The 26,848-nt window shown below is 63.7% G+C and carries 28 protein-coding genes; 21 read left to right on the top strand and 7 right to left on the bottom strand.

All coding sequences use genetic code 11. The features are described from left to right. Positions 1-235: 235 nt before the first annotated feature. The 4 genes from RSO41_RS03685 to RSO41_RS03670 all read left to right on the top strand — a co-directional run bounded on the left by RSO41_RS03685 (position 236) and on the right by RSO41_RS03670 (position 4,733). Positions 236-1,741: a fumarate hydratase gene (locus RSO41_RS03685; protein WP_315617722.1), complete on the top strand. Its 1,506-nt coding sequence runs from the start codon at positions 236-238 to the stop codon at positions 1,739-1,741. A gap of 191 nt (positions 1,742-1,932) precedes the next feature. Further along, positions 1,933-3,351: a cardiolipin synthase gene (gene cls / locus RSO41_RS03680; protein WP_315617721.1), complete on the top strand. Its 1,419-nt coding sequence runs from the start codon at positions 1,933-1,935 to the stop codon at positions 3,349-3,351. 103 nt (positions 3,352-3,454) lie between these two features. After that, a complete protein-coding gene (locus RSO41_RS03675; RefSeq protein ID WP_275287606.1) occupies positions 3,455-4,372 on the top strand; it encodes a LysR substrate-binding domain-containing protein in 918 nt (305 codons plus the stop codon). Between the two features lie 88 nt (positions 4,373-4,460). After that, positions 4,461-4,733 (top strand): EexN family lipoprotein, encoded by a 273-nt coding sequence (locus RSO41_RS03670; RefSeq protein ID WP_315617720.1) that lies wholly within the window; start codon positions 4,461-4,463, stop codon positions 4,731-4,733. Between the two features lie 16 nt (positions 4,734-4,749). On the opposite strand, the gene RSO41_RS03665 is transcribed toward RSO41_RS03670, so the two are convergent. Further along, positions 4,750-5,844: a bifunctional nicotinamide-nucleotide adenylyltransferase/Nudix hydroxylase gene (locus RSO41_RS03665; protein WP_315617719.1), complete on the bottom strand. Its 1,095-nt coding sequence runs from the start codon at positions 5,842-5,844 to the stop codon at positions 4,750-4,752. A 181-nt stretch (positions 5,845-6,025) separates the two neighbouring features. On the opposite strand from RSO41_RS03665, the gene RSO41_RS03660 reads away from it, so the two are divergent. Next, complete coding sequence (locus tag RSO41_RS03660) at positions 6,026-7,105, top strand: YihY/virulence factor BrkB family protein (protein ID WP_315617718.1); 1,080 nt, start codon at positions 6,026-6,028, stop codon at positions 7,103-7,105. 22 nt (positions 7,106-7,127) lie between these two features. On the opposite strand, the gene RSO41_RS03655 is transcribed toward RSO41_RS03660, so the two are convergent. Next, positions 7,128-8,165 carry a Glu/Leu/Phe/Val family dehydrogenase gene (locus RSO41_RS03655; RefSeq protein WP_315617717.1) on the bottom strand — a complete coding sequence of 346 codons (1,038 nt, stop codon included), beginning with the start codon at positions 8,163-8,165 and terminating at the stop codon, positions 7,128-7,130. A 176-nt stretch (positions 8,166-8,341) separates the two neighbouring features. Between RSO41_RS03655 and RSO41_RS03650 the strand changes: the two genes are divergently transcribed. Then, complete coding sequence (locus RSO41_RS03650) at positions 8,342-8,614, top strand: acylphosphatase (RefSeq protein ID WP_315617716.1); 273 nt, start codon at positions 8,342-8,344, stop codon at positions 8,612-8,614. Between the two features lie 6 nt (positions 8,615-8,620). Here RSO41_RS03650 and RSO41_RS03645 read toward each other — a convergent pair whose 3' ends face one another. The 3 genes from RSO41_RS03645 to RSO41_RS03635 form a co-directional block, all read right to left on the bottom strand. Further along, positions 8,621-9,562 carry a nucleoside hydrolase gene (locus RSO41_RS03645; protein WP_315617715.1) on the bottom strand — a complete coding sequence of 314 codons (942 nt, stop codon included), beginning with the start codon at positions 9,560-9,562 and terminating at the stop codon, positions 8,621-8,623. Positions 9,563-9,581: 19 nt separating this feature from the next. After that, positions 9,582-10,481: a ribokinase gene (locus tag RSO41_RS03640; RefSeq protein ID WP_315617714.1), complete on the bottom strand. Its 900-nt coding sequence runs from the start codon at positions 10,479-10,481 to the stop codon at positions 9,582-9,584. Between the two features lie 222 nt (positions 10,482-10,703). Then, entirely contained in the window at positions 10,704-11,630 is a 927-nt protein-coding gene (locus RSO41_RS03635; RefSeq protein ID WP_315617713.1) for a D-2-hydroxyacid dehydrogenase, read from the bottom strand. 273 nt (positions 11,631-11,903) lie between these two features. On the opposite strand from RSO41_RS03635, the gene RSO41_RS03630 reads away from it, so the two are divergent. The 13 genes from RSO41_RS03630 (at position 11,904) to RSO41_RS03570 (ending at position 23,065) form a co-directional block, all read left to right on the top strand. Then, complete coding sequence (locus tag RSO41_RS03630; protein WP_041602489.1) at positions 11,904-12,164, top strand: FmdB family zinc ribbon protein; 261 nt, start codon at positions 11,904-11,906, stop codon at positions 12,162-12,164. 56 nt (positions 12,165-12,220) lie between these two features. After that, complete coding sequence (aspS, locus tag RSO41_RS03625) at positions 12,221-14,002, top strand: aspartate--tRNA ligase (protein WP_315617712.1); 1,782 nt, start codon at positions 12,221-12,223, stop codon at positions 14,000-14,002. Positions 14,003-14,102: 100 nt separating this feature from the next. After that, positions 14,103-14,861 (top strand): YebC/PmpR family DNA-binding transcriptional regulator, encoded by a 759-nt coding sequence (locus RSO41_RS03620; RefSeq protein ID WP_315617711.1) that lies wholly within the window; start codon positions 14,103-14,105, stop codon positions 14,859-14,861. An 18-nt stretch (positions 14,862-14,879) separates the two neighbouring features. Further along, entirely contained in the window at positions 14,880-15,422 is a 543-nt protein-coding gene (ruvC, locus tag RSO41_RS03615) for a crossover junction endodeoxyribonuclease RuvC (RefSeq protein WP_315617710.1), read from the top strand. 134 nt (positions 15,423-15,556) lie between these two features. Next, positions 15,557-16,168 carry a Holliday junction branch migration protein RuvA gene (ruvA, locus tag RSO41_RS03610; RefSeq protein ID WP_315617709.1) on the top strand — a complete coding sequence of 204 codons (612 nt, stop codon included), beginning with the start codon at positions 15,557-15,559 and terminating at the stop codon, positions 16,166-16,168. Between the two features lie 128 nt (positions 16,169-16,296). After that, positions 16,297-17,319 (top strand): Holliday junction branch migration DNA helicase RuvB, encoded by a 1,023-nt coding sequence (ruvB, locus tag RSO41_RS03605; RefSeq protein WP_315617708.1) that lies wholly within the window; start codon positions 16,297-16,299, stop codon positions 17,317-17,319. 25 nt (positions 17,320-17,344) lie between these two features. Continuing rightward, complete coding sequence (gene tolQ, locus RSO41_RS03600) at positions 17,345-18,034, top strand: protein TolQ (RefSeq protein ID WP_315617707.1); 690 nt, start codon at positions 17,345-17,347, stop codon at positions 18,032-18,034. 12 nt (positions 18,035-18,046) lie between these two features. Further along, entirely contained in the window at positions 18,047-18,487 is a 441-nt protein-coding gene (gene tolR, locus RSO41_RS03595) for a protein TolR (RefSeq protein WP_315617706.1), read from the top strand. 9 nt (positions 18,488-18,496) lie between these two features. Beyond that, positions 18,497-19,552, top strand: a complete 1,056-nt coding sequence (gene tolA, locus RSO41_RS03590) for a cell envelope integrity protein TolA (RefSeq protein ID WP_315617705.1) — start codon at positions 18,497-18,499, stop codon at positions 19,550-19,552. Beyond that, the gene (tolB, locus tag RSO41_RS03585) at positions 19,552-20,841 is read left to right on the top strand and encodes a Tol-Pal system beta propeller repeat protein TolB (RefSeq protein WP_315617704.1); all 1,290 of its coding nucleotides are present in this window, start codon (positions 19,552-19,554) and stop codon (positions 20,839-20,841) included. The genes tolA and tolB overlap by 1 nt, the downstream gene beginning before the upstream one ends. A gap of 28 nt (positions 20,842-20,869) precedes the next feature. After that, entirely contained in the window at positions 20,870-21,403 is a 534-nt protein-coding gene (pal, locus tag RSO41_RS03580; RefSeq protein WP_315617703.1) for a peptidoglycan-associated lipoprotein Pal, read from the top strand. Between the two features lie 80 nt (positions 21,404-21,483). Next, positions 21,484-22,281 (top strand): tol-pal system protein YbgF, encoded by a 798-nt coding sequence (gene ybgF, locus RSO41_RS03575; RefSeq protein WP_315617702.1) that lies wholly within the window; start codon positions 21,484-21,486, stop codon positions 22,279-22,281. A gap of 19 nt (positions 22,282-22,300) precedes the next feature. Then, a complete protein-coding gene (locus RSO41_RS03570) occupies positions 22,301-23,065 on the top strand; it encodes a YciK family oxidoreductase (protein ID WP_315617701.1) in 765 nt (254 codons plus the stop codon). Between the two features lie 6 nt (positions 23,066-23,071). Here the strand turns inward: RSO41_RS03570 and RSO41_RS03565 are convergent, their stop codons facing one another. Both RSO41_RS03565 and ubiG read right to left on the bottom strand, forming a co-directional pair. Beyond that, positions 23,072-23,740, bottom strand: coding sequence for an HAD-IA family hydrolase (locus tag RSO41_RS03565; RefSeq protein WP_315618059.1), 669 nt, complete (start codon positions 23,738-23,740; stop codon positions 23,072-23,074). 14 nt (positions 23,741-23,754) lie between these two features. After that, positions 23,755-24,480 (bottom strand): bifunctional 2-polyprenyl-6-hydroxyphenol methylase/3-demethylubiquinol 3-O-methyltransferase UbiG, encoded by a 726-nt coding sequence (gene ubiG, locus RSO41_RS03560; RefSeq protein WP_315617700.1) that lies wholly within the window; start codon positions 24,478-24,480, stop codon positions 23,755-23,757. Positions 24,481-24,626: 146 nt separating this feature from the next. Between ubiG and galU the strand changes: the two genes are divergently transcribed. Beyond that, positions 24,627-25,520 (top strand): UTP--glucose-1-phosphate uridylyltransferase GalU, encoded by an 894-nt coding sequence (gene galU / locus RSO41_RS03555; RefSeq protein ID WP_315617699.1) that lies wholly within the window; start codon positions 24,627-24,629, stop codon positions 25,518-25,520. A 3-nt stretch (positions 25,521-25,523) separates the two neighbouring features. Next, positions 25,524-26,819: a UDP binding domain-containing protein gene (locus tag RSO41_RS03550; RefSeq protein WP_315617698.1), complete on the top strand. Its 1,296-nt coding sequence runs from the start codon at positions 25,524-25,526 to the stop codon at positions 26,817-26,819. Positions 26,820-26,848: the final 29 nt, after the last annotated feature.

Raw genomic sequence — 26,848 nt, 5'->3', positions numbered from 1 at the left:
TATCTTTCGACACGCCAAGGGGGATGCCTGAGCCTCGAGATCACATTCAGCATCATGCCTCGGGCGCGAGCGGGGCGGAGCGTCCGGTCTCCCCGCTGGAGCCGATGATTCCCGTAGTGTCAAGCTGCCAGAAAGGAAGCGGTTGCGGTATGATGGGCGTTCCTTGAAGCCCGCCGCCGGCGTTTCGGGTCGGTAAAGAAGCGGGCGCGTCGACCCACAAAGGAGCGACTTGCTCATGACCGTGATTCGCCAGGACGACCTCATTCAGAGTGTCGCCGACGCCCTGCAGTATATTTCCTATTACCACCCCAAGGATTTCATCGACGCCATGGCGGAGGCCTACGAGCGGGAAGAGAATCCCGCCGCCCGGGATGCCATCGCCCAGATCCTGATCAATTCCCGGATGTGCGCCACCGGGCATCGCCCGATCTGTCAGGACACGGGCATCGTGACCGTCTTCGTCCATGTCGGCATGAACGTACGCTTCGAGACGGACATGAGCCTCGACGACATGATCAACGAGGGTGTACGCCGGGCCTATCTGCTGCCGGACAATGTCCTGCGCGCCTCGGTGCTGGCCGACCCGGACGGCAAGCGCCAGAATACCCGCGACAATACCCCGGCGGTGATCCATCACAAGTTGGTGCCCGGTGACACGGTGGAAGTGCATGTGGCGGCCAAGGGCGGCGGGAGCGAGGCCAAGTCCAAGTTCGCCATGCTCAACCCCTCCGACAATGTGGTCGACTGGGTGCTCGAGCAGTTGCCGAAGATGGGCGCTGGCTGGTGCCCGCCCGGGATGCTGGGCATCGGCATCGGCGGTACCGCCGAGAAGGCCATGGAGCTGGCCAAGGAGTCGCTGCTGGATCCCATCGATATCCAGGATCTCCAGGCACGTGGCCCATCGAGCCGTGCCGAGGAACTGCGTCTCGAGCTCTATGACAAGGTCAATCGGACCGGCATCGGCGCTCAGGGGCTGGGGGGGCTGACCACGGTGCTGGACATCAAGGTCAAGGACTACCCGACCCACGCCGCCAACAAGCCGGTAGCGATCATTCCCAACTGCGCGGCGACGCGCCATGCACACTTCACGCTGGATGGCACCGGTGCGGCTGCGCTGCCGGCCCCCAGGCTGGAGGATTGGCCGGAGATCACACGCGAGGCCGGCGACAACGTCAAGCGCGTCGATCTCGACACTATCACCGCCGACGAAATCCGGACCTGGCAGCCCGGCGATACCCTGTTGCTCAACGGCAAACTGTTGACCGGTCGCGATGCCGCCCACAAGCGAATGGTCGACATGATCGCCAAGGGTGAGCCTTTGCCCGTGGACCTCAAGGGACGCTTCATCTACTACGTGGGCCCGGTGGACCCGGTCGGCGACGAGGTGGTCGGCCCGGCGGGGCCGACCACTGCGACCCGCATGGACAAGTTCACTCGGACCATGCTGGAGCAGACCGGCCTGCTGGGCATGGTCGGCAAGGCCGAGCGTGGCGAAGCGGCCATCGAGGCGATCCGCGACAACCAGGCCGTCTATCTGATGGCGGTCGGAGGGTCTGCCTACCTGGTGGCCCAGGCGATCAAGCAGGCGCGTATCGTCGGCTTCGAGGATCTCGGCATGGAAGCGATCTATGAATTCGAGATCGAAGACATGCCGGTCACCGTGGCGGTGGACAGTGCCGGCACTTCGGTCCACCAGACCGGCCCGGCGAAGTGGAAGGAGATCATCGCCGAGCGCGCCTGAGCCCGGCGATCACCACGACGGCCAGGGCAATCGCCGTTGGGCATGATGAGGGGCGCCGGGGACAGGTCGAAGAGGGGGCTTTTGCCACGCCGGCCCCGCCTGCTGGCGGGGCCGGCGTCGTGACGCGTATGCTATGGCTCGTTGTCGATCGTTGACTGTCGTCGTTACTCCACCCAAAAGGCTGCGACCCCATGGCTTCCTGGCTGTTCGGCATGCTGATTCTGGCGACCCATATGCTCGGCATCCTGTCGGCGGTGCAGGCCTTGATGTCCAGTCGCACCTCCCAGGGCGCCATCGCCTGGATCATTTCGCTGGTGACCGTCCCCTACCTGGCGGTGCCGGCCTACTGGGTGTTCGGCAGGCCCCGGTTCTATGGCTACGTATCGGCGCGCGGCGAGCGGGACTCCGTATTGCGCCGGGTGCTGGCGCGTTATCGCAATCTGGTCGAGCCCTATCTGGTCGGGGCCAGGGAAGCCGACGTCCTGGCCGTGGAAAAGCTGGCGATGATGCCGCTGACCAGCGGCAATCGCACCGAGCTGCTGGTGGACGGCGAGGCGACCTTCGAGAGCCTGTTCGCGGGGATCGAACGAGCCGAGCACTATATCCTCGTGCAGTTCTTCATCGTCCGCGACGATGCATTGGGGCACCAGCTCAAGCAGCGACTGCAAGATGCCGCCGAAAGGGACGTGCGCGTCTATTTTCTCTACGATGAGATTGGCTGCCACAAGCTGCCGGAACGTTACTTGCGTGACCTTCACGAGGCTGGTGTGGCGGTCAGCGCTTTTCATTCCTCCCGGGGGCTGCGCCATCGGTTCCAGTTGAATTTCCGCAATCACCGCAAGATCCTGGTGGTCGACGGCCGCGAGGGCTGGGTCGGCGGCTTCAATGTCGGTATCGAGTATCTGGGGCAGAACCCCAGGCACGGGCATTGGCGGGATACCCATCTGCGCCTGGTGGGGCCTAGCGTGCTGGGGCTTCAGGAGGCTTTCTGGGAAGACTGGCACTGGGCGACGGGAGAAGTGATCAGCCTGGCCTGGACGCCGCAGGTCACCTGTGAAGAGAGTCAGAACGTGGTCATCGTTCCCTCCGGGCCCGCTGACACGCAGGAAACGGCCAGCTTGCTGGTACAGCATGCCATTCATAGTGCCCATGAGCGGCTCTGGGTGACCAGTCCGTATTTCGTGCCGGACCACAGTGTCCAGGATGCCCTGCGATTGGCGGCCATGCGGGGGGTGGATGTTCGCATCATGATGCCGGAACGTCCGGATCATCTCTTGGTCTTTCTTTCGGCGTTCTCCTTCCTGCCGGACATGTTGCGTGCCGGGGTGAAAGTCTATCGCTACCAGCCGGGTTTTCTGCACCAGAAGGTCATTCTGGTCGATGACGTGGCGGCCAGCGTCGGCACCGTGAATCTGGATAACCGCTCCTTCAGGCTCAATTTCGAGATCACCGCCGTGGTACCGGACCGGCAGTTCGCCGCCGATGTCCACGAGATGCTGGTACGTGACTTCTCGGTCTGTCGGGAGGTCACGCTAGAGGAGATCGAGTCTCGGGGGATATGGCGCAAGCTGCTGTCTCGAGCCGCTTATCTTCTCTCTCCGGTGCAGTGATGCGCTTGGGATGAGTGGTTAGCTGCGGTAAATTACGCTCACGCCGAGCGTATCGATCGACTCCGGGAGCGAGTCGTCCATGCATCTATGACCGGGAGTCGTGGTGAACCTCGAGACCAAGTGGCTGGAAGACTTCGTTGCCCTGGCCAATACCCGCAGCTTTTCCGCCTCGGCGCGTCAGCGCCATGTCACTCAGCCGGCCTTCAGTCGGCGGATTCGTTCCCTGGAGCAGGCGGTGGGGGTCACGCTGGTCGACCGGTCCACCACGCCCGTGGATCTCACGCCGGAAGGGCAGCTGTTTCTGGTCACGGCACGCAACATGGTCGAGCAGCTCAGCGAGAGTCTCGGGCATCTGCGGGGGCTTTCCATCGCCAACGAGGCACTGGACATCGTGGCCGCGCACTCCCTGGCGCTGAGCTTCTATCCGCAATGGATCTCTCGGTTGCAGAAGGGCGTGGGCGAGTTGCCGACCCGGCTGGTGGCCATGAACGTGGGCGATGCCATCCATGTCCTTCGCGAAGGCAACTGCGATCTGATGCTGGCGTATTATGATCCCTATGCCAGCATGCAGCTGGATGCCGAGGTCTTTCCTTCCTTTTCCATCGGTCAGGTCAAGATGCTGCCGGTCTGCCTGCCGGATACTCGCGGTCGGCCTCGCTTCTCGCTGGACAGCGGCGAGGCGATTCCCTACCTCTCCTATACGCAGGGCGCCTTCCTGGGGCGCAGCGTGCGCATGCTGTTGAAGAACGATCCCTTGCGCATGCGTCTGCGGACCGTCTACGAGACCGCCATGGCCGAAGGGCTCAAGGGGATGGTCATGCAGGGAGTCGGCATGGCCTGGATCCCGGACTTCTGCATTCGTCAGGAGCTCAATGACGGGCGGCTGGTACGGGCGGGCGACGAGAAGAACGACGTGCCTCTGGAAATTCGCCTGTATCGCTGCTCGCTGGTGCACAAGCCGGGGGTGGAGAAGCTCTGGCGGCAGATGATGAAGTTGCCGAGGGACTTTCTCCAGGCCTAAGCCCGTCTCATGCGCATTTACAGGGTTGTGTAAATCAATTAGCTTTATTTCGGTTTAAAGGGAAACTGCAACTGTCAAGGACGAGACGATGATTAAACGAGTCAGCATTGTGTTGTGCGCCGTAGCGCTGGCCGGTTGTGAGGCTGAAGCCAAGAATGTCGACTTTTATATGGAAAATCCGCAAGAGCGCGAATCCGTTCTGGAAGAATGTAAAAAGGACATTGCCGAGGCAATGGAGGATGACAACTGTATCAATGCCAATGCTGCAGCAAATAGGGTCGCGGAAGAACGAAGAGATGATGCTTGGGAGCTAGAAAGTGACCTGGGGGCTCCCAACCTTGGCGCCGATAAGGAAGAATAACAGCTTATAATACGCTTCAGGTGCTGCTGAAATCGGCGGGCAGGCCGAGAAAGTTCTGGATGATAAAGAAGTGATCCTCGAAGAGCCCATCCGGCTCGAGATCGGCGAGCGGGACCCAGCGGGCATGGTCGCCGCCCTTGACCGGCTTCAGGCGAGGCAGTTGCTGGTCGGGGCGCAGGGCAAAGTAGAAGGCCTCGGCCAGGGTGCGGCCACGCCAGCTTCGATGGGGTTCGTCGAACAGTCGCTGGCCGCGTAGCGAGCCCTTCAGCACAGGCTCCGGTACCTTGAGTCGCACCCGTTCGCGGAGTTCGCGCAGACAGGCATCCAGCAGGCGTTCCTGCGGGTTGATGAAGCCGCCGGGCAGGGCGTATAGCCCCTTGCCGGGGGCCGCGGTACGCTTGACCAGCAGGATGTGACCGGATTGTACGACCACGGCATTGACGGTGACGAAAATCGGCGGGTAGGGCGCTTGTGCCCAGGCTTGTCGATATTGATCCAACAGGCCCTGCTCTTCGACCAGTTGCTCATAGGCATCGGTCTCGAGGAAGCGCTTGATGCCGTCGACTACACCGGGTGGCAGGTCGTGGGAGGCGCCGGCACTGGCATAGTCGGCGGCGGCGACGGGGGAGCGGAACAGCCGTTCACGGATCTGGCTGGCCGAGATGCCTTCGACCATGGGCACGCTGACCGACTCCCACTGTGGGAAGAGCGACAGATAGTAGCTCGATTGGCCACGGCTGGCACCGATCAGGCCGATGCGGGGCAGTCGGGCATGGTGGGGCGACGCGATGTCGCGGACCTTGCGCTGGACGTCGCGTACCCAGACATCATTGTTGTAGAGGGCGTCGAGCAACGGCACGATCTCGAGGCGTTCGTTGTCTTCGTCGTCGAAGGCACTGCGCAGCATGCGACGACGCTCGTCGAAGCGCCAGGGGTTGCGCAGCGAGCGGGCCTGCCAGGCGGAGCCGATCAGGACGATGACTTGTCGGGCGCGCTTGAGGGCTTGATGGATGACCGCCAGGTGGCCGAGATGGGTCGGTTGAAAGCGGCCGATGAAGACCAGACAGTCGAAATCGCGATTGGGGTGTTCGGCGTCTGGCAGCGCGGTCATGACATCGCTCCGGGCGGGCAAAGCCCCATTATGGTGGCCCCCTCTCGGGCACGCAATTTTCCGTTTCCGATAGCCCTGTTTCCGAGAGGGTTCTGCTGCCGGATCCGCTGGATTTGCCCCTGCACCTCATTGACAGGCTTCGGTATGCTGTCACTTCAGCAAGGGAATGTGAGGAACTGCCGTGATCAAGCAAAGCCTGAAGGCCGTCTGGACACCGATCCGTGATGTCGTGCGATTCTGGTGGACCGTGGTGCGTAATGCGGTGAAGCTCTGGCTGGAGCGCAATGCCTTCAGCTATGCCGGTTCACTGGCGTTCTATACGCTTTTCTCGTTGGCGCCGACGGTCATCATCGCGGTCACCGTGATCGGCCTGGTGCTGGGAGAAGAGGCGGCTCAGGGGCAGATCGTCGCCCAGCTCGAGGGCACCATGGGAGCGAGTGCCGCCGAGCTCGTGCAGAATGCCGTCTCACAGTCGCGCATCCAGGAGTCCGGCATCCTGCCGACGCTGCTCGGCGTCGGTGCCCTGGTGGTCGGGGCGACCACGGTATTCGGCCAGATGCAGTTCTCGCTGAATACGCTCTGGGGGGTTGCGGCGCGCCCCAGTACCAACAGCCTGTGGATCTTCATCAAGAATCGGATGCTGTCGCTGACCGTGGTGTTGTCGATCGGCTTCATCCTGCTGGTATCGCTGGCCCTTGGCGTGCTGGTCAAGGCGATGCTGAAGGCGGCCGATGGATTGCTGCCCTTCGTCGGTTTTCTGACCAATGGGGCGGAATTTCTGGTGTCGCTGGCCCTGGTGTCGGCGCTGTTCGCGACCATCTTCAAGGTACTGCCCGATGTGGTGCTGCGCTGGCGCGATGTTCTGGTGGGGGCGATCGTCACCGCCGTGCTGTTTGCCGTCGGGCGTACGGCCATTGCCGTCTATCTGGCCTACACGGCCACGGCGTCGGCGTATGGTGCGGCCGGCTCGGTGGTGGTGGTGTTGCTGTGGGTCTATTACTCCTCCTTGATCCTGCTGTTTGGTGCCGCTTTTACTAAATGTCACCTGGTGGCCAAAGGGCGCGAGGTCGTGCCACGCAACAGTGCCGTCCTGGTCAGGCATGAGCTGCTCGACGAGGAGCCCGAGCGGTCAGGCAAGCGTTTGAAGATGCCGGCCTGGCCGCGAGCCCGCAAGAAGGAGGCGAATCCTGACGCCGCTGACGACGGCAACGCCTCCCGTGGCGACACCTCGCCCGAGTCGACGACCGAAGAATCCGGCTGATGCCCGGGCGGGTCGACCTGCCTCAGTCGCGGAAGCGCTCCCGGGCCAGAGCGTCCGCGACGCCGGCGGGATCGTTCCGTTCGCGTCGGGCACGGTCGAAGATCTCGTCCAGGGTGCTCTCGATGCCGGCGATGTGCGACATGACATCCTCCCGTCGGTAATCGCGGCGTCGTTGCCAGGCGATCTCGATAACGCCACCAGCATTGGCAACGTAATCCGGGGTATAGAGGATATTGCGCGCCTTCAGCAGACCGGCGATCTCCGGGCTGGCCAGTTGGTTATTGGCCGCGCCGCATATGACTTGCGCCTTGAGGCGCTCGACGACTGAGGTCGACAGGGCCGCTCCCATGGCGCAGGGCGCAAAGACGTCGACATCGGCATCGATGATGCCGTCAGGTGTGGTAGTTTCCGCACCCAGAGATTCGGCAAGTCGTTCCAGGGCGTCACGGTCGACATCGGTCATGACGAGTCGAGCCCCGGCCTCGTGAAGCAATCGTGCCAAGTGGGCGCCGACATGGCCGACCCCCTGGATAGCCACACGCAGGCCATCCATATCATCCCGTCCCAGACCATGACGCACGGCGCTGCGCATGGCGCAGAAGACACCTCTGGCGGTGAAGGGCGAGGGGTCGCCGGAGGCGCCATCCTGGCCGAGACCACCGACGTGTTCTGTGATGTCCGCGATGATCCGCATGTCAGCTTCGCTCGAGCCGGAGTCCTCGGCGGTGATGTAGTCGCCGTTCATCGAATCGACCAGACGCCCCATGGCGCGCAGCAATGCCGGCGTCTTGTCACGCCGGGGGTCGGCGATGATCACCGCCTTGCCGCCGCCCAGCGGCAGGTCGGCCAGCGCCGACTTGTAGGTCATGCCGCGCGACAGGCGCAATACATCGGTCAAGGCCTCCTCGTCACTGGCGTAGGGGAAAATGCGCAGGCCACCCAGGGCAGGGCCGCGTCGCGTATCGTGGACGGCGATGATGGCCTTCAGGCCGCTCTCGGCATCGCTGCCGAAGACGATGCGCTGGTGATGGTCGAACTCGGGGTGAGAGAAGACCGACATGAGGGAGACTCCCTTGTGAGGATGGTTGTTGTACGGGTGCCGTCCGGATAGGACGGGCCTGGTGTCGCGATGGCTTTTGGCCGGGCGATCACCTTGTGTCATCTTAAAGGGTAGTCTTTCGAGGAAGAAGCGGTTCATCGCCATGGGCGACGATGACGATGCGGGAGGAGGCCGACATGGAGAGACGCTGCGTGCGAGCCCTGGTGACCGGCAAGGTCCAGGGCGTCTGGTATCGGCGCGCGACCCAGGAAAAGGCATTGCAGGCCGGGGTGACCGGTCATGCGCGCAACCTGCCCGACGGGCGCGTCGAGGTGTTGATGTGCGGGCGCGTCGAGGCGGTGCGGGAACTCGGCGAGTGGCTATGGTCGGGGCCACCCGATGCTCGGGTGACCCATGTCGAGATGGAGGACGTGGAGGCGCATGAACCGGATGCCTTCACGACCGGCTGAGTGGCCTCAAGCGAGGGTATCGGTGATCCATTCCACGACGGCGTCGCCATCGACGCCGAGACAGACGTCGGCCAACGGCGTCCGTGACCAGCGTGGTTCGATGAAGGCCCGGTTTTCCGGCGCGAAGATCGTCTGACCCTCGGCGTCACCTTCGGTGGCCACATTGAGATGGCCGCGTTGTGTGGTGAAGAGGTCGGGGCGTACCAGCCAGGCCAGGGCGCAGCTGTCGTGGGGGCAGCAGCCGTCGATGCCGAGCATCTCCTGGTAGAAGTCGCGGTAGAAGGCATAGCTGCCGGCCAGCACTTTCCCGAGCCTGCCCTGGCCGGCTTCTATGCGGGCCATGTGAGCCGGCGTGAGAACGCAACGATGCGTCACATCGAGGCCTACCATGACCAGTGGCCAGCCGGCGGTCAGTACCCGGGCGGCGGCGTGGGAATCGTTGAAGATATTGGCCTCGGCCACGGGCGTGACATTGCCGCCTTCCTGGACCGAACCGCCCATTACCACCACCTGCTTCACCTTATCGATCAGGGCGGGGTCGAGTTGTAGAGCGGCGGCCAGGTTGCCGAGCGGACCGACAGCGACCAGCGAGACCTCGCCGGGCCGTGCGTTGACGGTATCGACGATGAACTGCGCGGCGCTGCGCGGCTCGGCCTGTCCTCGGACGTCCGGCAGCTCGATGTCTCCCAGGCCATTGGCACCATGGATGTGGGCCGGAGCCGGGTGACGGGGCTTGACCATCGGGGCGGCGGCTCCCTGAGCCACGGGAATCACCTGGTCGGCCAGTTCGGCCAGCAGCAGGGCATTGTGGGTCGCGGTGGCGACATCCACATTGCCGTAGGTCGTGGTCATGCCCAGCAGCTCGATGTCCGGGTGCGCCAGGGCGATGGCGATCGCCTGGGCATCGTCCACGCCCGGATCGGTATCGAAGATGATTGGGTGTGCCATGAAATCTCCTTGTCTGGGGTTAGGTGTCCTGGCCAAGCCTGGCTTCTACCTCGTCGAGCTCTGGGATGCTCTCGGTGGCGCCGAGACGCTGAACGCCGATGGCGGCGGCGGTGGCGGCGCGCTCGAGACAGGTTGCGGCCGGCATCCCGGCCTGTCGGGCGGCGAGATAATAGCCGATGAAGGTGTCGCCCGCGGCCGTGGTGTCGCGGGGGGTGACCGGCAGGGGCGGCTGGAAGAGTCGCGTCGCGCCATGTTGATACCAGGCGCCGTCGCCACCCAGGGTCAACACCGTTTCCGTGGCGGGCAGTCGGGCGGAAAGGGCCTCGAGCAATGCATCGGCCGCGGTGCCTTCCGCAAGCCCCGTCAGTGCCTCGGCTTCGCCGCGGTTGACGAACAACAATTGACAGAGCTCCAGGGGCAGGGCCGCCACGTCCTCGGTCATCGGTGCCGGGTTGAAGGCGATATGCAGGCCCCTGGCATGGGCGCGCTCGAGAGCCATTGCCAGGGCGTTGCACTCATTCTGGGCGAGTAGCCAGTCTCCCGGATCGGTGGCCTCGATCAGTTCGTCGAGCGTCGTTTCATCGAAACCATGGTTGGCACCGGGAAAGAGGAGGATGGCATTCTCGCCCTGGTCGTCGACCTGAATGATGGCATGGCCGCCGGGTTCATCGACCAGCGCGATGGTATCGGTGTCGACGCCTGCTTGCTCCAGCAGCTCCTTGGCCCAGGCGTCATGCCGGCCGAGGCGCCCCCAGTGTTGCACCCGGCCGCCTGCGCGGGCCATGGCCAACGACTGGTTGGCTCCCTTGCCTCCCAGGCCGACACGATAGTCATGGCCGGCGAGGGTTTCCCCGGGGCGAACCAGGTGGGGAACGCGATAGAAGTGGTCGAGGTTGATCGAGCCGAAATTATGCAGCATGCCGACGTCCGGATTTCCTGTCAGGTGTTGAGGAAGACATTCATGGGACATGAGTATCCAAGCCCGAGAGAAGGCGCGCAAGTTGTACACGGTGATCGTATCGATTTTATACCGTTATCTCTTTTCCGGCCCTCAAATCGATACTCCGATGCACGCTAACTGTCGGACAGGGCAGGCCTGGTTTTCTGTCCCATGAATCCAGACAGGCCCTGGAGGCAACGTTCAAGATTCAAGATTTTTCGCCGTCAGCTCGACGATGCGTTGGCGGGCCTCGGGAGTGATCCAGGCGTTGTGCGGTGTCACGATCAGGTTCAGGGGTTCCTCGAGGGCATCCAGCAAGAGGTGACCATTTACCGGCGGCTCTTCGGGCAATACATCGACACCCAGGCCGCCCAGGCGATTGTCGCGCAGTGAGTCCAGCGCAGCCGCTTCATCGATGATGCCGCCTCGGGCACAGTTGACCAGCAATGCGGCAGGCTTGAGCCGCGCGAGCATTGCGGCATCGACCAGGTGGCGAGTGGCCTCTGTCAATGGACAGTGGAGACTGACCACATCGGCCATCGGGGCCAATTCGTCGAGGCTCGGCCGGTGGTCGTCATCCGCTCGGCTGCCCGGCCGGGCAGCGAAGCTCACTCTCATGCCGATGGCCTCGGCCAGTTTTCCCACCCGATTGCCGAGTTCTCCCTGGCCGACGATGACCAGGTGCTTGTCTTCGAGCTGGAGGGTACGGTGTTCCAGCAGGCAGAAGAAGGGGCTCGTGTTCCAGTGCCCCTGGGCGACATCATTCTGATAGCGCGGCAGCCGGGCGGCGAGGGCGAGGATCATCATCAGACTGTGCTGGGCCACGCTGGCGGTGCCGTAGGCAGTCACGTTGCGTACGGGAATGCCGAGGCGCTCGGCGGCCGTCATGTCGATGTTGTTGGTGCCGGTAGCCAGTACGCAGATCAGGCGCAATCGAGGCAACGCTTCCAGGGTCTCGGCGCTCAGCTTCACTTTGTTGACGATGGCCACATCGGCCTCGGCCAGTCGGTCGACGGCCTCGTCGGCGGTTGTGAAGTCGTGACGCGTGAGTCGCGTGACCCGTTTCTCGATCGGCGAAAGGTCGACATCCGGGCCGAGGCTGGCGGCATCGAGAATGACGGCGTGCATGGCGGAATCCTTGCGTCTGGGGTGAATGGGTGAGTGACGGAGCGACAGCGACCGGGGCACTCGTCGAAGTGCCTGGGACCTCGCGCGAGGCGGGTGATCAGGGACATCCCCGGGGCTGGGCCTCGAGGCCTTCAACGGGCTATAATATGCGGCCTTCGTGTCAGGCTTGGATTATCCGCAGGCCGACCCTATATCGCTGTACGATCATCGCGACCGCGCCGCGTTGTACCGTCGCGCCGTCAATGGGACATCGTTACCGGGAGAATCACGACCATGCCCATCTACGAATATGAGTGCAAGGCCTGCGGCCATCGCCTGGAAAAACTGCAGAAGCTCAGTGCCGCCCCGCTGACCGACTGCCCGGCCTGCGAGCGTGCCGAACTCGGGCGTCTGGTGTCCGCCGCGGGGTTTCGCCTGGCCGGTGGAGGCTGGTACGAGACCGATTTCAAGACCGGCAGCAAGAAGAACCTGGCCGGTGGCAACGAGAGCGGCAAGACCGCCGAGACATCGAGCAAGGACGGCACGGCGGCCTGAGCCGTGCCGCCCTTGCCGTTTCACACTTTCACGGAACACGAAAAACAGGATACGACATGCGCAGCCATTATTGCGGCCAGTTGAACGAGACCATGGTGGACCAGACGGTCACCCTGTGCGGTTGGGTGCATCGCCGCCGTGACCACGGTGGGGTAATCTTTCTCGACATGCGCGACCGCGACGGCATCGCCCAGGTCGTGGTCGATCCCGATACCGCCGAGGCCTTCGCCAACGCCGACCGTGCTCGCAATGAATATGTGCTGCGCATTGCCGGCCGTATCCGCCTGCGTCCGGAGGGCACTCAGAACCCCAACATGCCGACGGGCATGATCGAGGTGCTGGCCAAGGACGTCGAAGTGCTCAATACCGCGGCGACGCCTCCCTTCCAGCTCGACGAGCATGGCAAGGTCGGCGAGGAAGTCCGCCTCAAGCATCGCTACATCGATCTGCGCCGTCCGGACATGATCGACAAACTGCGCCTGCGTTCTCGGATCTCGCACACTGTGCGGGCCTATCTCGAGAACCAGGGCTTCCTGGATATCGAGACGCCGATCCTGACCCGAGCAACGCCGGAAGGTGCCCGAGATTACCTGGTGCCCAGCCGTACCCATGCGGGCAGTTTCTTTGCATTGCCGCAGTCACCTCAGCTGTTCAAACAGTTGCTGATGGTGTCCGGCTTCGATCGCTACTACCAGATCGCCAAGTGCTTCCGGGACGAGGACCTGCGCGCTGATCGTCAGCCGGAATTCACCCAGATCGATATCGAGGCCTCCTTCGTCGAGGAAGACGACATCATGGCCATCACCGAGGGGATGATTCGCCAGCTGTTCCATGAGGTACTGGACGTCGAGTTGCCCGAGTTTCCGCGCATGCCCTATGCCGAGGCCATGCAGCGCTTCGGTTCCGACAAGCCGGACCTGCGCATTCCGCTGGAACTCGTCGATGTCGATGACCTGATGAAGGATGTCGACTTCAAGGTCTTCTCCGGGCCGGCCAATGCCGATGACGGCCGTGTCGCGGCGCTCAAGGTCAAGGGCGGTGCCTCGCTGTCGCGCAAGGAAATCGACGACTACACCAACTTCGTCGGCATCTATGGCGCTCGCGGCCTGGCCTGGATCAAGGTCAACGACCGTGCCAGCGGCATCGAGGGGCTGCAGTCGCCCATCGTCAAGTTCATGGATGGCGTGGTCGAACCGCTGCTGGACCGTGTCGGCGCCGAAGACGGCGATATCATCTTCTTCGGTGCCGACAAGGCGCGCATCGTCAACGAGGCACTGGGTGCCCTGCGCGTGCGCCTGGGCGAGGACCTGGATCTCTATACCGCCGAGTGGTCGCCGCTCTGGGTGGTCGACTTCCCGATGTTCGAAGAGGATGACAACGGTCGCCTGCAGGCGCTGCACCATCCGTTCACCGCGCCATCCTGCGATGTCGAGACCCTCAAGCAGCAGCCCGCCGAGGCACTGTCCCGTGCCTACGACATGGTGCTCAACGGCACCGAGCTCGGTGGCGGTTCGATTCGTATCCACGATCAGGCCATGCAGCAGAGCGTGCTCGAGCTGCTGGGCATCGGCGAGGAAGAGGCCCGCGAGAAGTTCGGCTTCCTTCTCGATGCTCTGCAGTACGGCGCGCCGCCCCATGGTGGCCTGGCCTTCGGGCTCGACCGCCTGGTCATGTTGATGGGCGGGGCTCGCACCATCCGTGAAGTGATCGCTTTCCCGAAGACCCAGAGCGCCGCTTGCCTGATGACCGATGCGCCGGGCGAGGTCAGCGGGCAGCAGCTCAAGGAATTGAACATCCGTCTGCGACAGAAGGCGAAGACAGAGGGCGCCGGCGACTGAGGACGCCCGGACCTTCACTGTCATCCTGCGAACCGGCGCCCCAGAGGCGCCGGTCTCGTTTCAAACGGCACGAATTCACCATCTTGAATGAGGGAGTTCCATGGCAGGTCACAGCAAATGGGCCAATATCAAGCATCGCAAGGCCGCACAGGATGCCAAGCGGGGCAAGATTTTCACCAAGCTGATTCGTGAATTGACCGTGGCGGCGCGTCACGGCGGCGGCGAGCCGGCCGACAATCCCCGACTGCGTGCCGCCATCGACAAGGCCCTGGCCAACAACATGACCAAGGACACCATTCAGCGGGCGGTGGATCGGGGCGCCGGCAATACCGATGGCGACGACATGGAAGAGGTCGTCTACGAAGGCTATGGTCCCGAAGGTGTCGCCATGATGGTCGAGGCGATGACCGACAACCGTAATCGGACCGTCTCCGAGGTGCGACATGCCTTCGGCAAGCAGGGCGGCAATCTCGGCACTTCCGGTTCGGTTGCCTTCATGTTTCATCGACAGGGTCGCTTGACACTGCCGGAAGGCGTTACCGAAGAAGCCGCCATGGAGGCGACGCTGGAGGCCGAGCCGGAGGAAATCGAGACCCTCGAGGACGGTCGCCTGGAGGTGGTGACCACCCCCGACAGCTTCGGCGCGGTCAAGGATGCCCTGGTCGAGGCGGGTATCGAGCCGACGGCCAGCGATGTCGGCCTGTATCCGGATAACGTCGCCAGAATCGAGGATGTCGAGCTGGGACGTCGCATCATCAAGCTGGTGGATCGACTCGAGGACCTGGATGATGTGCAGAATGTTTACACCAATGCGGATTTTGCCGATGACATCATGGAGTCGTTGCACGACGATGCCTGACACCGGGAGAAATAAGCGATGCTGATCCTGGGAATCGATCCGGGATCGCGGATCACCGGTTACGGCGTGCTGGATGTCGCCACACCGACACCACGTTACGTGGCCAGCGGCTGCATCCGGACCCGGGGGGAGGACCTGGCCCAGCGTCTGGCACAGGTCTACGCCGGGATCAGCGAGTTGATCGGTGTGCATGGCCCCGGTGAATTCGCCATCGAGCAGGTGTTCATGGCCAAGAACGCCGATTCCGCCCTCAAGCTTGGCCAGGCCCGGGGGACTGCTATCGTCTGCGCCGCCAACCACGGCCTGCCGGTCAGCGAATACGGACCGCGTCAGATCAAGCAGGCGGTAACCGGCAGCGGCGGGGCGGACAAGCACCAGGTGCAGCATATGGTAACCGCCGTGCTGGGATTGGACGGTTCCCCCCAGGCCGATGCCGCGGATGCGCTGGCCATCGCCTTGACCCATGCCCATGCACGGTCGGGGTTGATCAATCGAGGCGGGTATGGAGGCCGTCGTCAACGTGGAAAGGGGGCATCCTGGCGGGATTTTCGCCCTTCCTGACGTCGCTTTCCGGCGACGCCTGGGAGGGTTGTCGAACGCCGTTCAGGCGGGCTGGCAAGCCGGCTGGGGGACCAGTATAGTGGTCGCGGCGCGCATCGCCGCGATGGATTCTTGACCAAGGATTGTAATACGCCATGATCGGACGCCTACGAGGCACCCTGCTGGAAAAACAGCCCCCCTGGCTGGTGGTGGACGTGGCCGGGGTCGGCTATGAGCTAGAAGCCTCGATGACCACTCTGCTGGCACTGCCCGGCGACGGGGAGGCGGTATCGCTGTATACCCATCTCAGCATCCGTGACGATGCCCACCTGTTGTACGGTTTTGCCCGGGAACAGGAACGTTCGCTGTTCCGCGCCTTGATCAAGGTCAACGGCATCGGCCCGAAACTGGCTCTGGCAATACTGTCCGGCATGGACGAAGACGCCTTCATCCGTTGCGTGATGGATAACGATATCAAGGCCCTGACGCGTTTGCCCGGCGTCGGCAAGAAAACTGCCGAACGCCTGGTCATCGAAATGCGGGACCGCTTCCCGCACTGGCAGGCCGGCACCGACGTCTCCGCCGACGATGTCGGAACAGGCGCTTCTGCACCCGCCGCCAAGGACCCGCTGGCCGATGCCGAGGCCGCGCTGGTCAGCCTCGGCTACAAGCCATCGGAAGCCACGCGCATGCTGTCCGGCCTCGAAGATGAGGGCAGTACGGAAGCCATGATCAAGGCGGCGCTCGTGCGCCGCATGGCGGGCTGACCCATGGTCTTCCGCGTTCGCCAGGACCATGACGCCAAGGAAGCACGGCATCGTTCGCCGAACGACGCGCATCGCCGCAGTGGCAGCGCGGCGGCATTCGGGCCGTGCTCTCCCAAGGGAGGATTCGCATGCTGGAAACCGATCGACTGATCGGCGCCGAGACCCGGGAGGGTGAAGGGCGACTCGATCACGCCATCCGTCCTCGGCATCTGAGCGACTATATCGGCCAGACGCGGGTGCGCGAGCAGCTCGATATTTTCATCAGCGCCGCACGAGGGCGGGGCGAGAGTCTGGACCACACCCTGGTGTTCGGGCCTCCCGGTCTGGGCAAGACGACGCTCGCCAACATCATCGCCACCGAGATGGACGTAGGCCTCAAGGCGACGTCGGGGCCGGTCCTCGAGAAAGCTGGTGACCTGGCGGCCATGCTCACCAACCTTCAGCCGGGCGATGTGCTCTTCATCGATGAAATCCACCGGCTGTCCGCGGTGGTGGAAGAGGTCCTGTATCCCGCCATGGAAGACTTCCAGCTGGATATCGTCATCGGTGAAGGGCCGGCTGCTCGTTCGATCAAGCTCGACCTCCCGCCCTTTACCCTCGTCGGGGCTACCACCCGGGCGGGGCTTCTGACGTCACCGCTGCGTGATCGCTTCGGGATCGTCCAGCGCCTGGAGTTCTATTCCGTCGAGGAACTCACCGAGATCGTCTCTCGCTCGGCGGGCCTGCTGGGCGTGGACACTGATGCCGATGGTGCCACCGAAGTGGCACGACGCTCCCGGGGTACACCGCGAATCGCCAATCGCCTGCTCCGGCGGGTACGCGACTTTGCGGAGGTACGCGGCGGCGGCCATATCGATGCCGAGACCGCCGATCAGGCACTGAACATGCTGCATGTGGACCACCATGGCCTGGACCACATGGACCGTCGCCTGCTGCTGGCGATGATCGAGAAGTTCGATGGCGGGCCGGTGGGTGTCGACTCGCTGGCTGCGGCCATCGGCGAGGAACGCGACACCATCGAAGATGTCATTGAACCTTACCTGATCCAACAGGGACTGATGATGCGTACCGCGCGTGGACGTGTGGTGACCCGGCAGGCCTGGCAGCACTTCGGCCTGGCCCCGGACGACCAGGCACCACGCCACGACTGATCAGCCAAGACCGACGAGGATTCCCGTGAACGACGCCATGTCCATTCCCCACCTGATCATGAACGCCAGCGGCGTGGTCCAGGCCGTGATGCTGTTACTGCTGATCGGCTCGCTGTTGTCCTGGGTGGTGATCTTTCAGCGCACCTTCGTGATGCGCCGTGCGCGCAAGGCACATCGTGAGTTCGAGGACCGCTTCTGGTCCGGGGTCGATCTCAATGAACTGTACCGGGAAACACCGGCAGAGCAGGACACCCTGGGCACCGAGCATATCTTTCGGGCCGGCTTTCGCGAATTCAACCGACTGCTGCCGAAGGCCCGGAGCCCCCAGGCCATTCTCGATGGCGTCCAGCGCAGCATGCGCGTGGCCTGGTCGCGGGAGGAGGATCGCCTCAACCTGCATCTGGTATTTCTGGCGACCGTGGCGTCTTCCAGTCCCTACATCGGCCTGTTCGGTACCGTCTGGGGCATCATGGGCTCCTTCCAGTCGCTCTCCATGGCTCAGCAGGCCACGCTGGCCACGGTCGCGCCCTGGATCGCCGAGGCACTGATCGCCACGGCCATGGGGCTGTTCGCGGCCATCCCGGCGGTGATCTTCTACAATCGCTTGTCCGCCGAGTCGTCTCGCCTGCTGGGCAAGTACGAAGATTTCGCCGAGGAATTCCATTCCATTCTGCACCGCAACCTGCAGGGTCGCGGCGAAACCGCCGAAGGCTGAGGGAGAGGCGTCATGCACGGACCCTTCAATCGCATGGGTCGACGCAAGCCGATGAACGAGATCAATGTGGTGCCGTTCATCGACGTCATGCTGGTGTTGCTGGTGATTTTCATGATCACCGCGCCGATGCTGACCCAGGGCGTCGAGGTAGAGCTGCCCCAGACCGCTTCGGAACCGATCGAGGACACGGAGGATCGTGACCCGATCATCGTCTCCGTGGACCGTCAGGGAGAGTATTTCGTCAGCCTCGGGGGAGACGAGACCCAGGTGAGCCTCGACGAACTCAGCCAGCGAGTGGTCATCCTGCTGGAGCGCAACCCGGGGACTCAGGTGCTGGTCCGTGGTGATCGCAATGTGTCCTACGGGCAGGTGGTGACGCTGATGAGCACCCTGCAGACCTCGGGTGTGACCGATGTCGGGTTGATTTCCGAGCCACCACCCGGGAAGTCCTGAGGAACGATCATGGCCAGACAGCATCGACGCGTGGGCTATGGCCTGCCGACCCTGCTCGCCATTGCCCTGCACCTGGGTATCCTGGTGGTCAGCGTGATTCGCTTCCCGTCATCCGACACCGAGCCGCCGAGCCAGTCCGTCGTTCAGGCCACCCTGGTCAGTGCCGAGACGGCCACCGATCAGGCCCAGCGCGCTACCGAACCTCCGGCATCGGCGGAGGAGGACGAGTCGTCGGACGACGAAGCGAGGCGTCGGGCCGAGGAAGAGGAGGCGCGTCGCCAGCAAGAGGCCGAGGAGCAACGTCAACGCGAAGCGGAAGCCGAGCGTCGCCGTCAAGCCGAACAGGAGCGCGCCGAGGCACTGGAAGCGGCCAGAGCCGCCGCCGAAGAAGCCGAACGACGGGCAGAGGAGGCCAGGGCTCAAGCCGAGCGACGCGAACAGCAGGAAGCCGAACGGCAGCGTCAGGCGGAAGAAGAGGCCCGTCGCCAGCGCGAAGCCGAGGAACAACGCCAACGCGAGGCAGAAGCTGAACGCCAGCGTCAGGCGGAAGAAGAGGCCCGCCGCCAGCGCGAAGCCGAGGAACAGCGCCAACGCGAGGCAGAAGCCGAGCGCCAGCGCCAGGCCGAGGAAGAGGCCCGTCGCCAGCGCGAAGCCGAAGCGCAGCGTCAACGCGAGCAAGCCGCACAGCGTGCAGCAGAAGCCGCCCAGAACAGTCTCGATCGCGCCATCGCCGGCGAGGCCGAAGCGGCGGCCAACGCCGAGCAAGCCCAGGAAGCGGCCAATGGCTTCATCAACCTCGTCCGGCAGGCCGTGGAACAAGCCTGGGTAATACCGCCCAACGTGGGTGACAATGCGAATACACTGGTCGCGATTCGGCTGGGGCCTTCCGGCGAAGTCTTCTCGGCCAGCATTGCGCGCAGCAGTGGTAACAGTGCCTTCGATCGCGCGGCAATCCAGGCGGTGGAATCGGCGGCACCATTTTCCGAATTGCGCGAATTGCCCGCATCGGTGCAGCGGGACTATCGTGAGTTCAACCTCAACTTCCGTCCGGGGGACATTCGCTGATGAGAGCCTTGATGACCACCTGGCTGGCGGCATTGCTGCTGTTCTGCACGCCGCTCGCCCAGGCCGAACTGACCATCGATATCACTCGAGGTAACGAGCAGGCCACCCCCATTGCGGTGGTTCCCTTTGCCAGCGAAGACGCGGGCTTGCCAGTGGACCTGGCCCAGGTCGTGGCCGACGACCTGAAGCGCAGCGGGTATTTCGATCCGCTTGAGCGAGACGCCATGTTCGAACAACCCGCCAGCAGTGACGAGATTCGCTTCGGGGACTGGCAGGCCCTGGACACGCGCTACATGGTGGTGGGTCGCGTGTCCCGAGAGGGCGAAGGCGTACGCGTGCGCTACGAGTTGATGGACGTCAGCGGCGAATCTCGCATGCTGGGCGAGACCGTGACGGCCAGTCCCGATCAGCTTCGAGCCGCCGCACATCGCATCAGCGACCAGGTCTTCGAGGCGATCACCGATATTCGCGGCGCCTTTTCCACGCGCATCGCCTATGTCACATCCGAAGGTGTCGGCGATGACATGTCGTTCAAGCTGTTCGTCGCCGATGCCGATGGCCACAACAGCCAGCAGGCGCTGACGTCGGATGAGCCGATCATGTCGCCGGCCTGGTCACCGGATGGCCAAAAGCTGGCTTATGTCTCGTTCGAAGGCGAGCGGCCGGCGATCTACGTGCAGGAAGTCAGCAGTGGTCGCCGCGTGAAGCTGACGTCCTTCGATGGACTGAACAGCGCGCCGGCCTGGTCGCCGGATGGCCGCAAGCTGGCCATGGCACTCTCGCGAGACGGGCAGCCGGAAATCTATACCATCGATATCGGCTCGCGCGACCTGCAGCGGATCACCCATAGTCCGAGTATCGAGACCGAGCCTTCCTGGTCGCCGGATGGCCGCAGCTTGATTTATACCTCCGATCGCAGCGGCGGACCGCAGATCTATCGCAAGTCGATTGGCGGCGGTGAGCCTGAGCGATTGACCTACACCGGCAATTACAATGCTCGGGCGCGCTTCTCGCCGGACGGCGAAGCGATTTTCCTGATCCACAAGGGCAACAATGGCTACCAGGTGGCTCGCCAGGATCTGGACAACGACCGGCTGGTCGAAATCAGCGATGCTCGGCAGGCTGAATCGCCCAGTGTCGCGCCGAATGGCACCATGGTAATCTTCGCCACCCAGCAGGGAAGTCGCGGTGTGCTGGGTGCCGTATCCGCGGACGGGCGGGCGTCCTTCCGTCTTCCCGCCGCCCGGGGTGATGTACGCGAACCGGCGTGGTCACCGTTTCTGAACTGATCGATCCAGCAGCACAAGGAGTCCTACGATGCAACTCAAGCCCTATGCCCGGTCCCTGGCCGTCGCGTTATCCCTGGCTTTCGTGGCCGGCTGCTCCAGCACCGGTGGCACCCAGGATGGTTCCATGTCCGGAAGCGGCAGTGGCGCGGGAACCGGTACCAGCGGCGCCGGGACCGGCCAGGTCAGCGGCAGTGGTCTGGGGGATGGTTCCGGCCAGATGGCCGATTCCCGCATTCCCGAAGTGCGCACCATCTATTTCGCCTTCGACAGCGATGCCATCCGTCCCGAGTTCCAGTCGGTACTGAATGCGCATGCCAGCTTCCTGCGCAACAACCCCGGTGCCAACGTGGTGCTGCAGGGGCATACCGACGAGCGCGGAACCCGCGAATACAACCTCGCCCTCGGTGAGCGTCGTGCCGGGGCCGTTGAAGAGTTCTTGAGCGTGCAGGGTGTGTCCCCGTCACAGGTGGATGTCGTGAGCTACGGTGAAGAGCGTCCCGCCGCGCGCGGCAGCAACGAGGAAGCCTACGCCCAGAACCGTCGGGTCGTCTTCGCCTACTGAACCGACACCGGACAGACACGGAGTGAAGCGCGCAAGCGCTTCCCCGTGCGAGCGCCGATTCGGCGACGAGGAAATACGCGATGAAACAGAGCCTCAAGCGACTGTGTACCCTGGGAGTTCTCGGACTTCCGTTGGTCGTGACATGGCCGGCCATGGCCCAGCAGCCGGAGGTCAGGGATCTGTCCGCCGGTAATAGCACCTTCTACGACCAGACCGCCACTCGCGAGGAAGCGGGTGGCAGCCTTGTGCTGTTCAACAGGGTGCAACGCAATCAGGAAGAGTTGCGTCGCCTGCGTGGTCAGGTCGAGGAACTGCGTTATCAGCTCGAGCAGTTGCGCAGGCAGACCCGCCAGCAGTACATGGATATCGAGGACCGCCTGGCGAGCACGGGGCAAAACGCTTCACCCTCCACGGAGGATGGACCGTCGACCAGCGCGTCGGACGAAACGGACGTGGAAACCGCCTCGACGGCGTCGGGAGCGGGTGCCTCGGAGACCGACGCCGCCGGACGCGAGGCCTATCAGGCTGCCTTCGCCAAGGTGCAGGAGCGGGACTTCGGTGCCGCCAGGCAAGCCTTCGAAGCCTTCATCGACGATTACCCGCAGAGTGGCCTGACCGCCAATGCCCATTACTGGCTTGGCGAGCTCCACTCCGCGGAGTCGGAGCTGGACGCGGCGGCCGCCGCCTTCAATCGTGTCATCGAAGCATTTCCCGACAGCAACAAGGTACCGGATGCGCTCTACAAGCTTGGGCTGCTCAAGGCACGTCAGGGCGATCCCGAGGCCAGTCGAGCCCTGCTCGATCGGGTTCAGGAAGCATATCCCGACAGCAGTGCCGCACGTCTCGCCGAAGACTTTCTGAAGCAATCGGGCAACTGACGCCCTTGCGAGGTGAGCCATGACACGCTGCAAGATCGATTATGAGCCCACCGGTGACCTGCTTGCCGGCCGCATCATCCTGGTGACCGGCGCCGGTGACGGCATCGGGCGAGCCGCTGCCCTGAGCTATGCCCGTCACGGAGCTACCGTCATCCTGCTCGGTCGCACCATTGCCAAGCTGGAGGCGGTCTACGACGAGATCGAGGCGGCAGGTTGGCCCCAGCCGGCGATCTTTCCGCTCAACTTCGAAGGGGCGACGCTCAAGGACTTCCATGACATGGCAGAGACGCTCGACGGGGAGTTCGGTCGCCTGGATGGCATTCTTCACAATGCCGGCCTGCTGGGGCGCATTACCCCCTTCGAGCAGTATGACCCTGCTCTCTGGGACCAGGTCATGCAGGTCAATATCAATGGCCCGATATGGATGACACAGGCCTTGCTGCCCTTGCTGTCGGCCTCGCCGGATGCCTCGGTGATCTTCACCTCATCGAGTGTGGGGCGTCGAGGACGTGCCTACTGGGGGGCCTATTCGGTCTCGAAGTTCGCCACCGAAGGTTTCGTGGAAGTGCTGGCCGAGGAGGTCGAGCATCTCGGCAACCTGCGTATCAACACCCTCAATCCCGGTGCGACGCGTACCGCCATGCGCAAGTCGGCCTATCCGGGTGAAGATCCCATGACCCTGCGATCGCCCGATGACATCATGCCCAGCTACCTGTGGCTGATGGGGCCGGACAGCCACGGCCACAACGGCGAGAAATTCGACGCTCAGCCGCCCAGGGCGTGAGGTGACTCACCAGTCACGCGCGCGAAGCGCGCTGACGAGTCGAGTGGTGAGGGCCTCGGCGGTGTCGAACCACAAGTCTGCCGGCCACTGACGGTAGTCGTCTTCCTCGGTGATATAGCCATAGCCCACCGCCACTGCCGGCATGCAGGCTGCTCGAGCTGCCTGCATGTCACGTTGGTGGTCGCCGACATACCAGCAACATGCGGATGCCACGCCCAGGCGGCATGCCGCTTCGTGCAATGGCGCTGGATCAGGCTTTTTTACGGGCAAGTCGTCGGCGCACAGCAACACGCCCGGTAACAGGTCGAGGGCCTCCACGAGGGGGGCGGCGTAGGCCCGAGGCTTGTTGGTAACGATGCCCCAGGGCCGCCCGGCCGCCATCCAGGCGTCGAGCAGCCGGTCCAGGGGCGGGAAGACGACACTATCGGTGGCCACCGCCTCGCCATAACGAGCCAATAGAAAATCCCGCGCTGCCTCATGGTCCGGATGCCCCTTGTCGAGGCCGAGCGCCAGCGTCACCAAGGCACTGCCGCCATTGGAGACCTGGCGACGGATCGTCGGATAGGGCAGGGCGGGCATGCCGTGATGCGCTCGCAGGGCATTGGTCGCACGAGCGAGGTCCGGCGCGGTATCCACAAGAGTGCCGTCCAGGTCGAAGAGCAGTGCCTCGGGCATCGACAGGCAGGGGGTCACGACGCCTCCCGTCGGCAATGCATGAGATAGTTGACCGAGACATCGTTGGCCGTGAGCCGGTACCGGCGCGTCAAGGGGTGGTAGGTAAGCCCCGTCTGTTCGCGGATCTCGAGACCGGCGTGTCGGGACCAGGCAGCCAGCTCCGAAGGCCGGATGAACCTGGCATAGTCGTGGGTCCCTCGGGGAAGCATGCGCAGCACGTATTCGGCGCCGATTACCGCGAAGGCATAGGCCTTGGGGTGACGGTTGATGGTCGAGAAGACGAGCTGTCCGCCGGGCTTGGCCAATCGAGCGCAGGCCCGCACGACGGAGGCTGGGTCGGGAACGTGCTCGAGCATTTCCAGGCAGGTGACGACATCGAATGCTGCGGGGTGCTGCTCGGCCATTTCCTCGACGCTGATGCGCTGATACTCGATATCGACGCCTGACTGTTCGGCGTGACGCCTGGCCACGGCGAGTGGTGCTTCGCCAAGGTCGATGCCGGTGACCCTGGCGCCTCGATGGGCCATGGCTTCGGCCAGAATGCCACCGCCACAGCCCACATCGAGCACCCGTCGTTCGGCCAGCCCTGCTCGGGCATCGATGAAGTCGAGGCGCAGCGGGTTGATGTCATGCAGCGGCTTGAATTCGCCGGTGGGGTCCCACCAGCGCTCGGCCAGGGCCTCGAACTTGGCGATCTCTGCCTCGTCGACGTTGCCCGTATGGGACTGGCTTGCCGTCATTGTCCTCTCCATCGGGGATTGGCCGGTTCGCCCTGGTGGCGAACTCGGGCTCGTTCGGTATCATGGTGCATGATACCCGTTCCGGGGAGCCCATTCCCATGCCGCTCCTCGATTTCATTCGTCAGTGACATGACAGGGACCGCTTCATGATCCGCAAGGCCGTTCTGCCCGTCGCCGGTTTCGGCACCCGTTGCCTGCCCGCCTCCAAGGCGATTCCCAAGGAAATGATCACCATCGTCGATCGTCCGGTGATCCAGTATGTGGTCCAGGAAGCGGTAGATGCCGGCATTCGCGATATCGTGCTGGTCACTCACGGCAGCAAGGGCGCCATCGAGAACCATTTCGACAAGCACTTCGAGCTCGAGGCAAGCCTCGAGGCCAAGGAAAAGTGGGAGCTGCTGGAAGAGCTGCGTGCCATCGTGCCTTCCGACGTCAATATCATCAGCGTACGCCAGTCCGAACCCCTCGGGCTCGGCCACGCGGTGCTCTGTGCCCGTCCGGTCGTGGGGGATGATGAGCCCTTTGCCGTTCTGCTGCCGGATGTGCTGGTCGATGACAGTGAACTGAGCGGCGTCAACGACCTGGCCGGCATGGTGGCATCCTTCGAGCGCAGCGGCCGCAGCCAGTTGATGGTCGAGGAAGTGCCTCATGACATGGTTCACAAGTACGGCATCGTGGCTCCCGAAGGTGCCCCCCCGGCAGCCGGGGAGGCCTGCCCGCTGGCTGGTGTCGTCGAGAAACCGTCATTGGAAGACGCGCCGTCCGATCTGGCCGTGATCGGCCGCTATATCCTGCCGGGCCGTATCTTCCCGCTGCTGGCCGAGACACCGCCCGGCGCCGGTGACGAAATCCAGCTCACCGATGCCATCGAGACCCTGCGTCGAGAAGAAGGCGTGGATGCCTGGCGGATGCGGGGGCACACTTACGATTGCGGCCACCAGCTCGGCTACCTGGAAGCAATCCTGGCGTACGGACGCCGTCATCCGAGTTACGGTGAGGGCTTCCGTGCGCTGCTCGCTCGTTACACTGGCGAGGAGTAAGGGATGCGTGTCGTCATCATCGGCAGTGAATTGGCCGCCGCCACGGCGGCGGCGGCCCTGTCCTGGGTAGGACATGATGTGATGTGGCGTCCTCATGTCTCCTCGGACTGGGAGACGCTGGCCGACAGTGCCTGGCTGGCCAGTGAGCCCCACCTGTCGATGCATCTGAGAGAGGGACGCCGGCACGCCAAGCTCCATATTCTGCAACCCGAGGAAGCGATTCCGGACACAAGACCTCATGAGGTACTGTGGCTGGCCCTCTCACCGGAGCAGCGCGGTGATGCCGGAGACCTGGTCTCGTCCATCGCGCCCTGCCTGTCAGAATCGGCGGTGCTGATCAACAACTCCACCTTTCCGGTAGGCGAGACCGAAGCGCTCGAGGCACGACTCGGCGGCACACGACGTACGGCCGTGGCACTGGCCGACCTGCTCGAGGAAGGGCGCGCCTGGGACGCGTTCACGCGCCCCTCGCGGTGGCTGTTCGGTTGCGACGATGATCGTGCCGAGCATCAGGTGCGCGAGCTACTGCGCGCATTCAATCGTCGGCGGGACGTCTTCCAGAGAATGCCGCGACGTGCCGCCGAGTTGAGCAAGCTGGCCATCAACGGGATGTTGGCGACACGCATCAGCTACATGAACGAGATCGCCGGCCTGTCCGATACCCTGGGTGTCGATGTGGAGTACGTCCGCCAGGGCATGGGGGCCGATACGCGTATCGGCTACGAGTATCTTTATCCCGGCTGCGGCTTCGGCGGCCCCAGCTTTTCCCGTGACCTGATGCGTCTGGCCGATGTGCAATCGGCCAGCGGTCGGCATTCAGCATTGCTCGATCAGGTGCTCGATATCAACGAGCACAAGAAAGAGACCCTGTTCCGCAAGTTGTGGGCGCATTATCACGGACGTCTCGAAGGCAGGACAGTGGCGCTATGGGGGGCGGCCTTCAAGCCGGGTACGGCACGTATCGACCACGCTCCCGTGTTGACGCTGTTGCGTGCGCTCTGGGCGCAGGGCGTGCATGTGCGGCTGCACGACCCGGCAGCCATCATGGCGCTGCGCGAAGGGCTCGGTGAGCACCCGTTGTTGGCCTGCTTCGACGGCGACCCTTTCGAGGCGACAGACGGCGCGGATGCCTTGATGCTGGTCACCGAGTGGAAGGCCTACTGGAACCCGGACTGGCAGCGGCTGGCGTCTCAGCTTGCTGGGCGCCTGGTGCTGGATGGTCGCAATATCTACGATCCGGACTATGTGGCGTCCATGGGACTCTATTATCGGGGGATCGGCCGCCGTGCTGATCCTTGAGGGCGACAGGGGCCGCTTTCGGACAGGCC

Source organism: Halomonas sp. I1, assembly GCF_032334135.1.
In the GTDB taxonomy this organism is placed as follows: Bacteria; Pseudomonadota; Gammaproteobacteria; order Pseudomonadales; family Halomonadaceae; genus Halomonas.
This window is presented reverse-complemented; position numbering and strand designations above follow the sequence as displayed.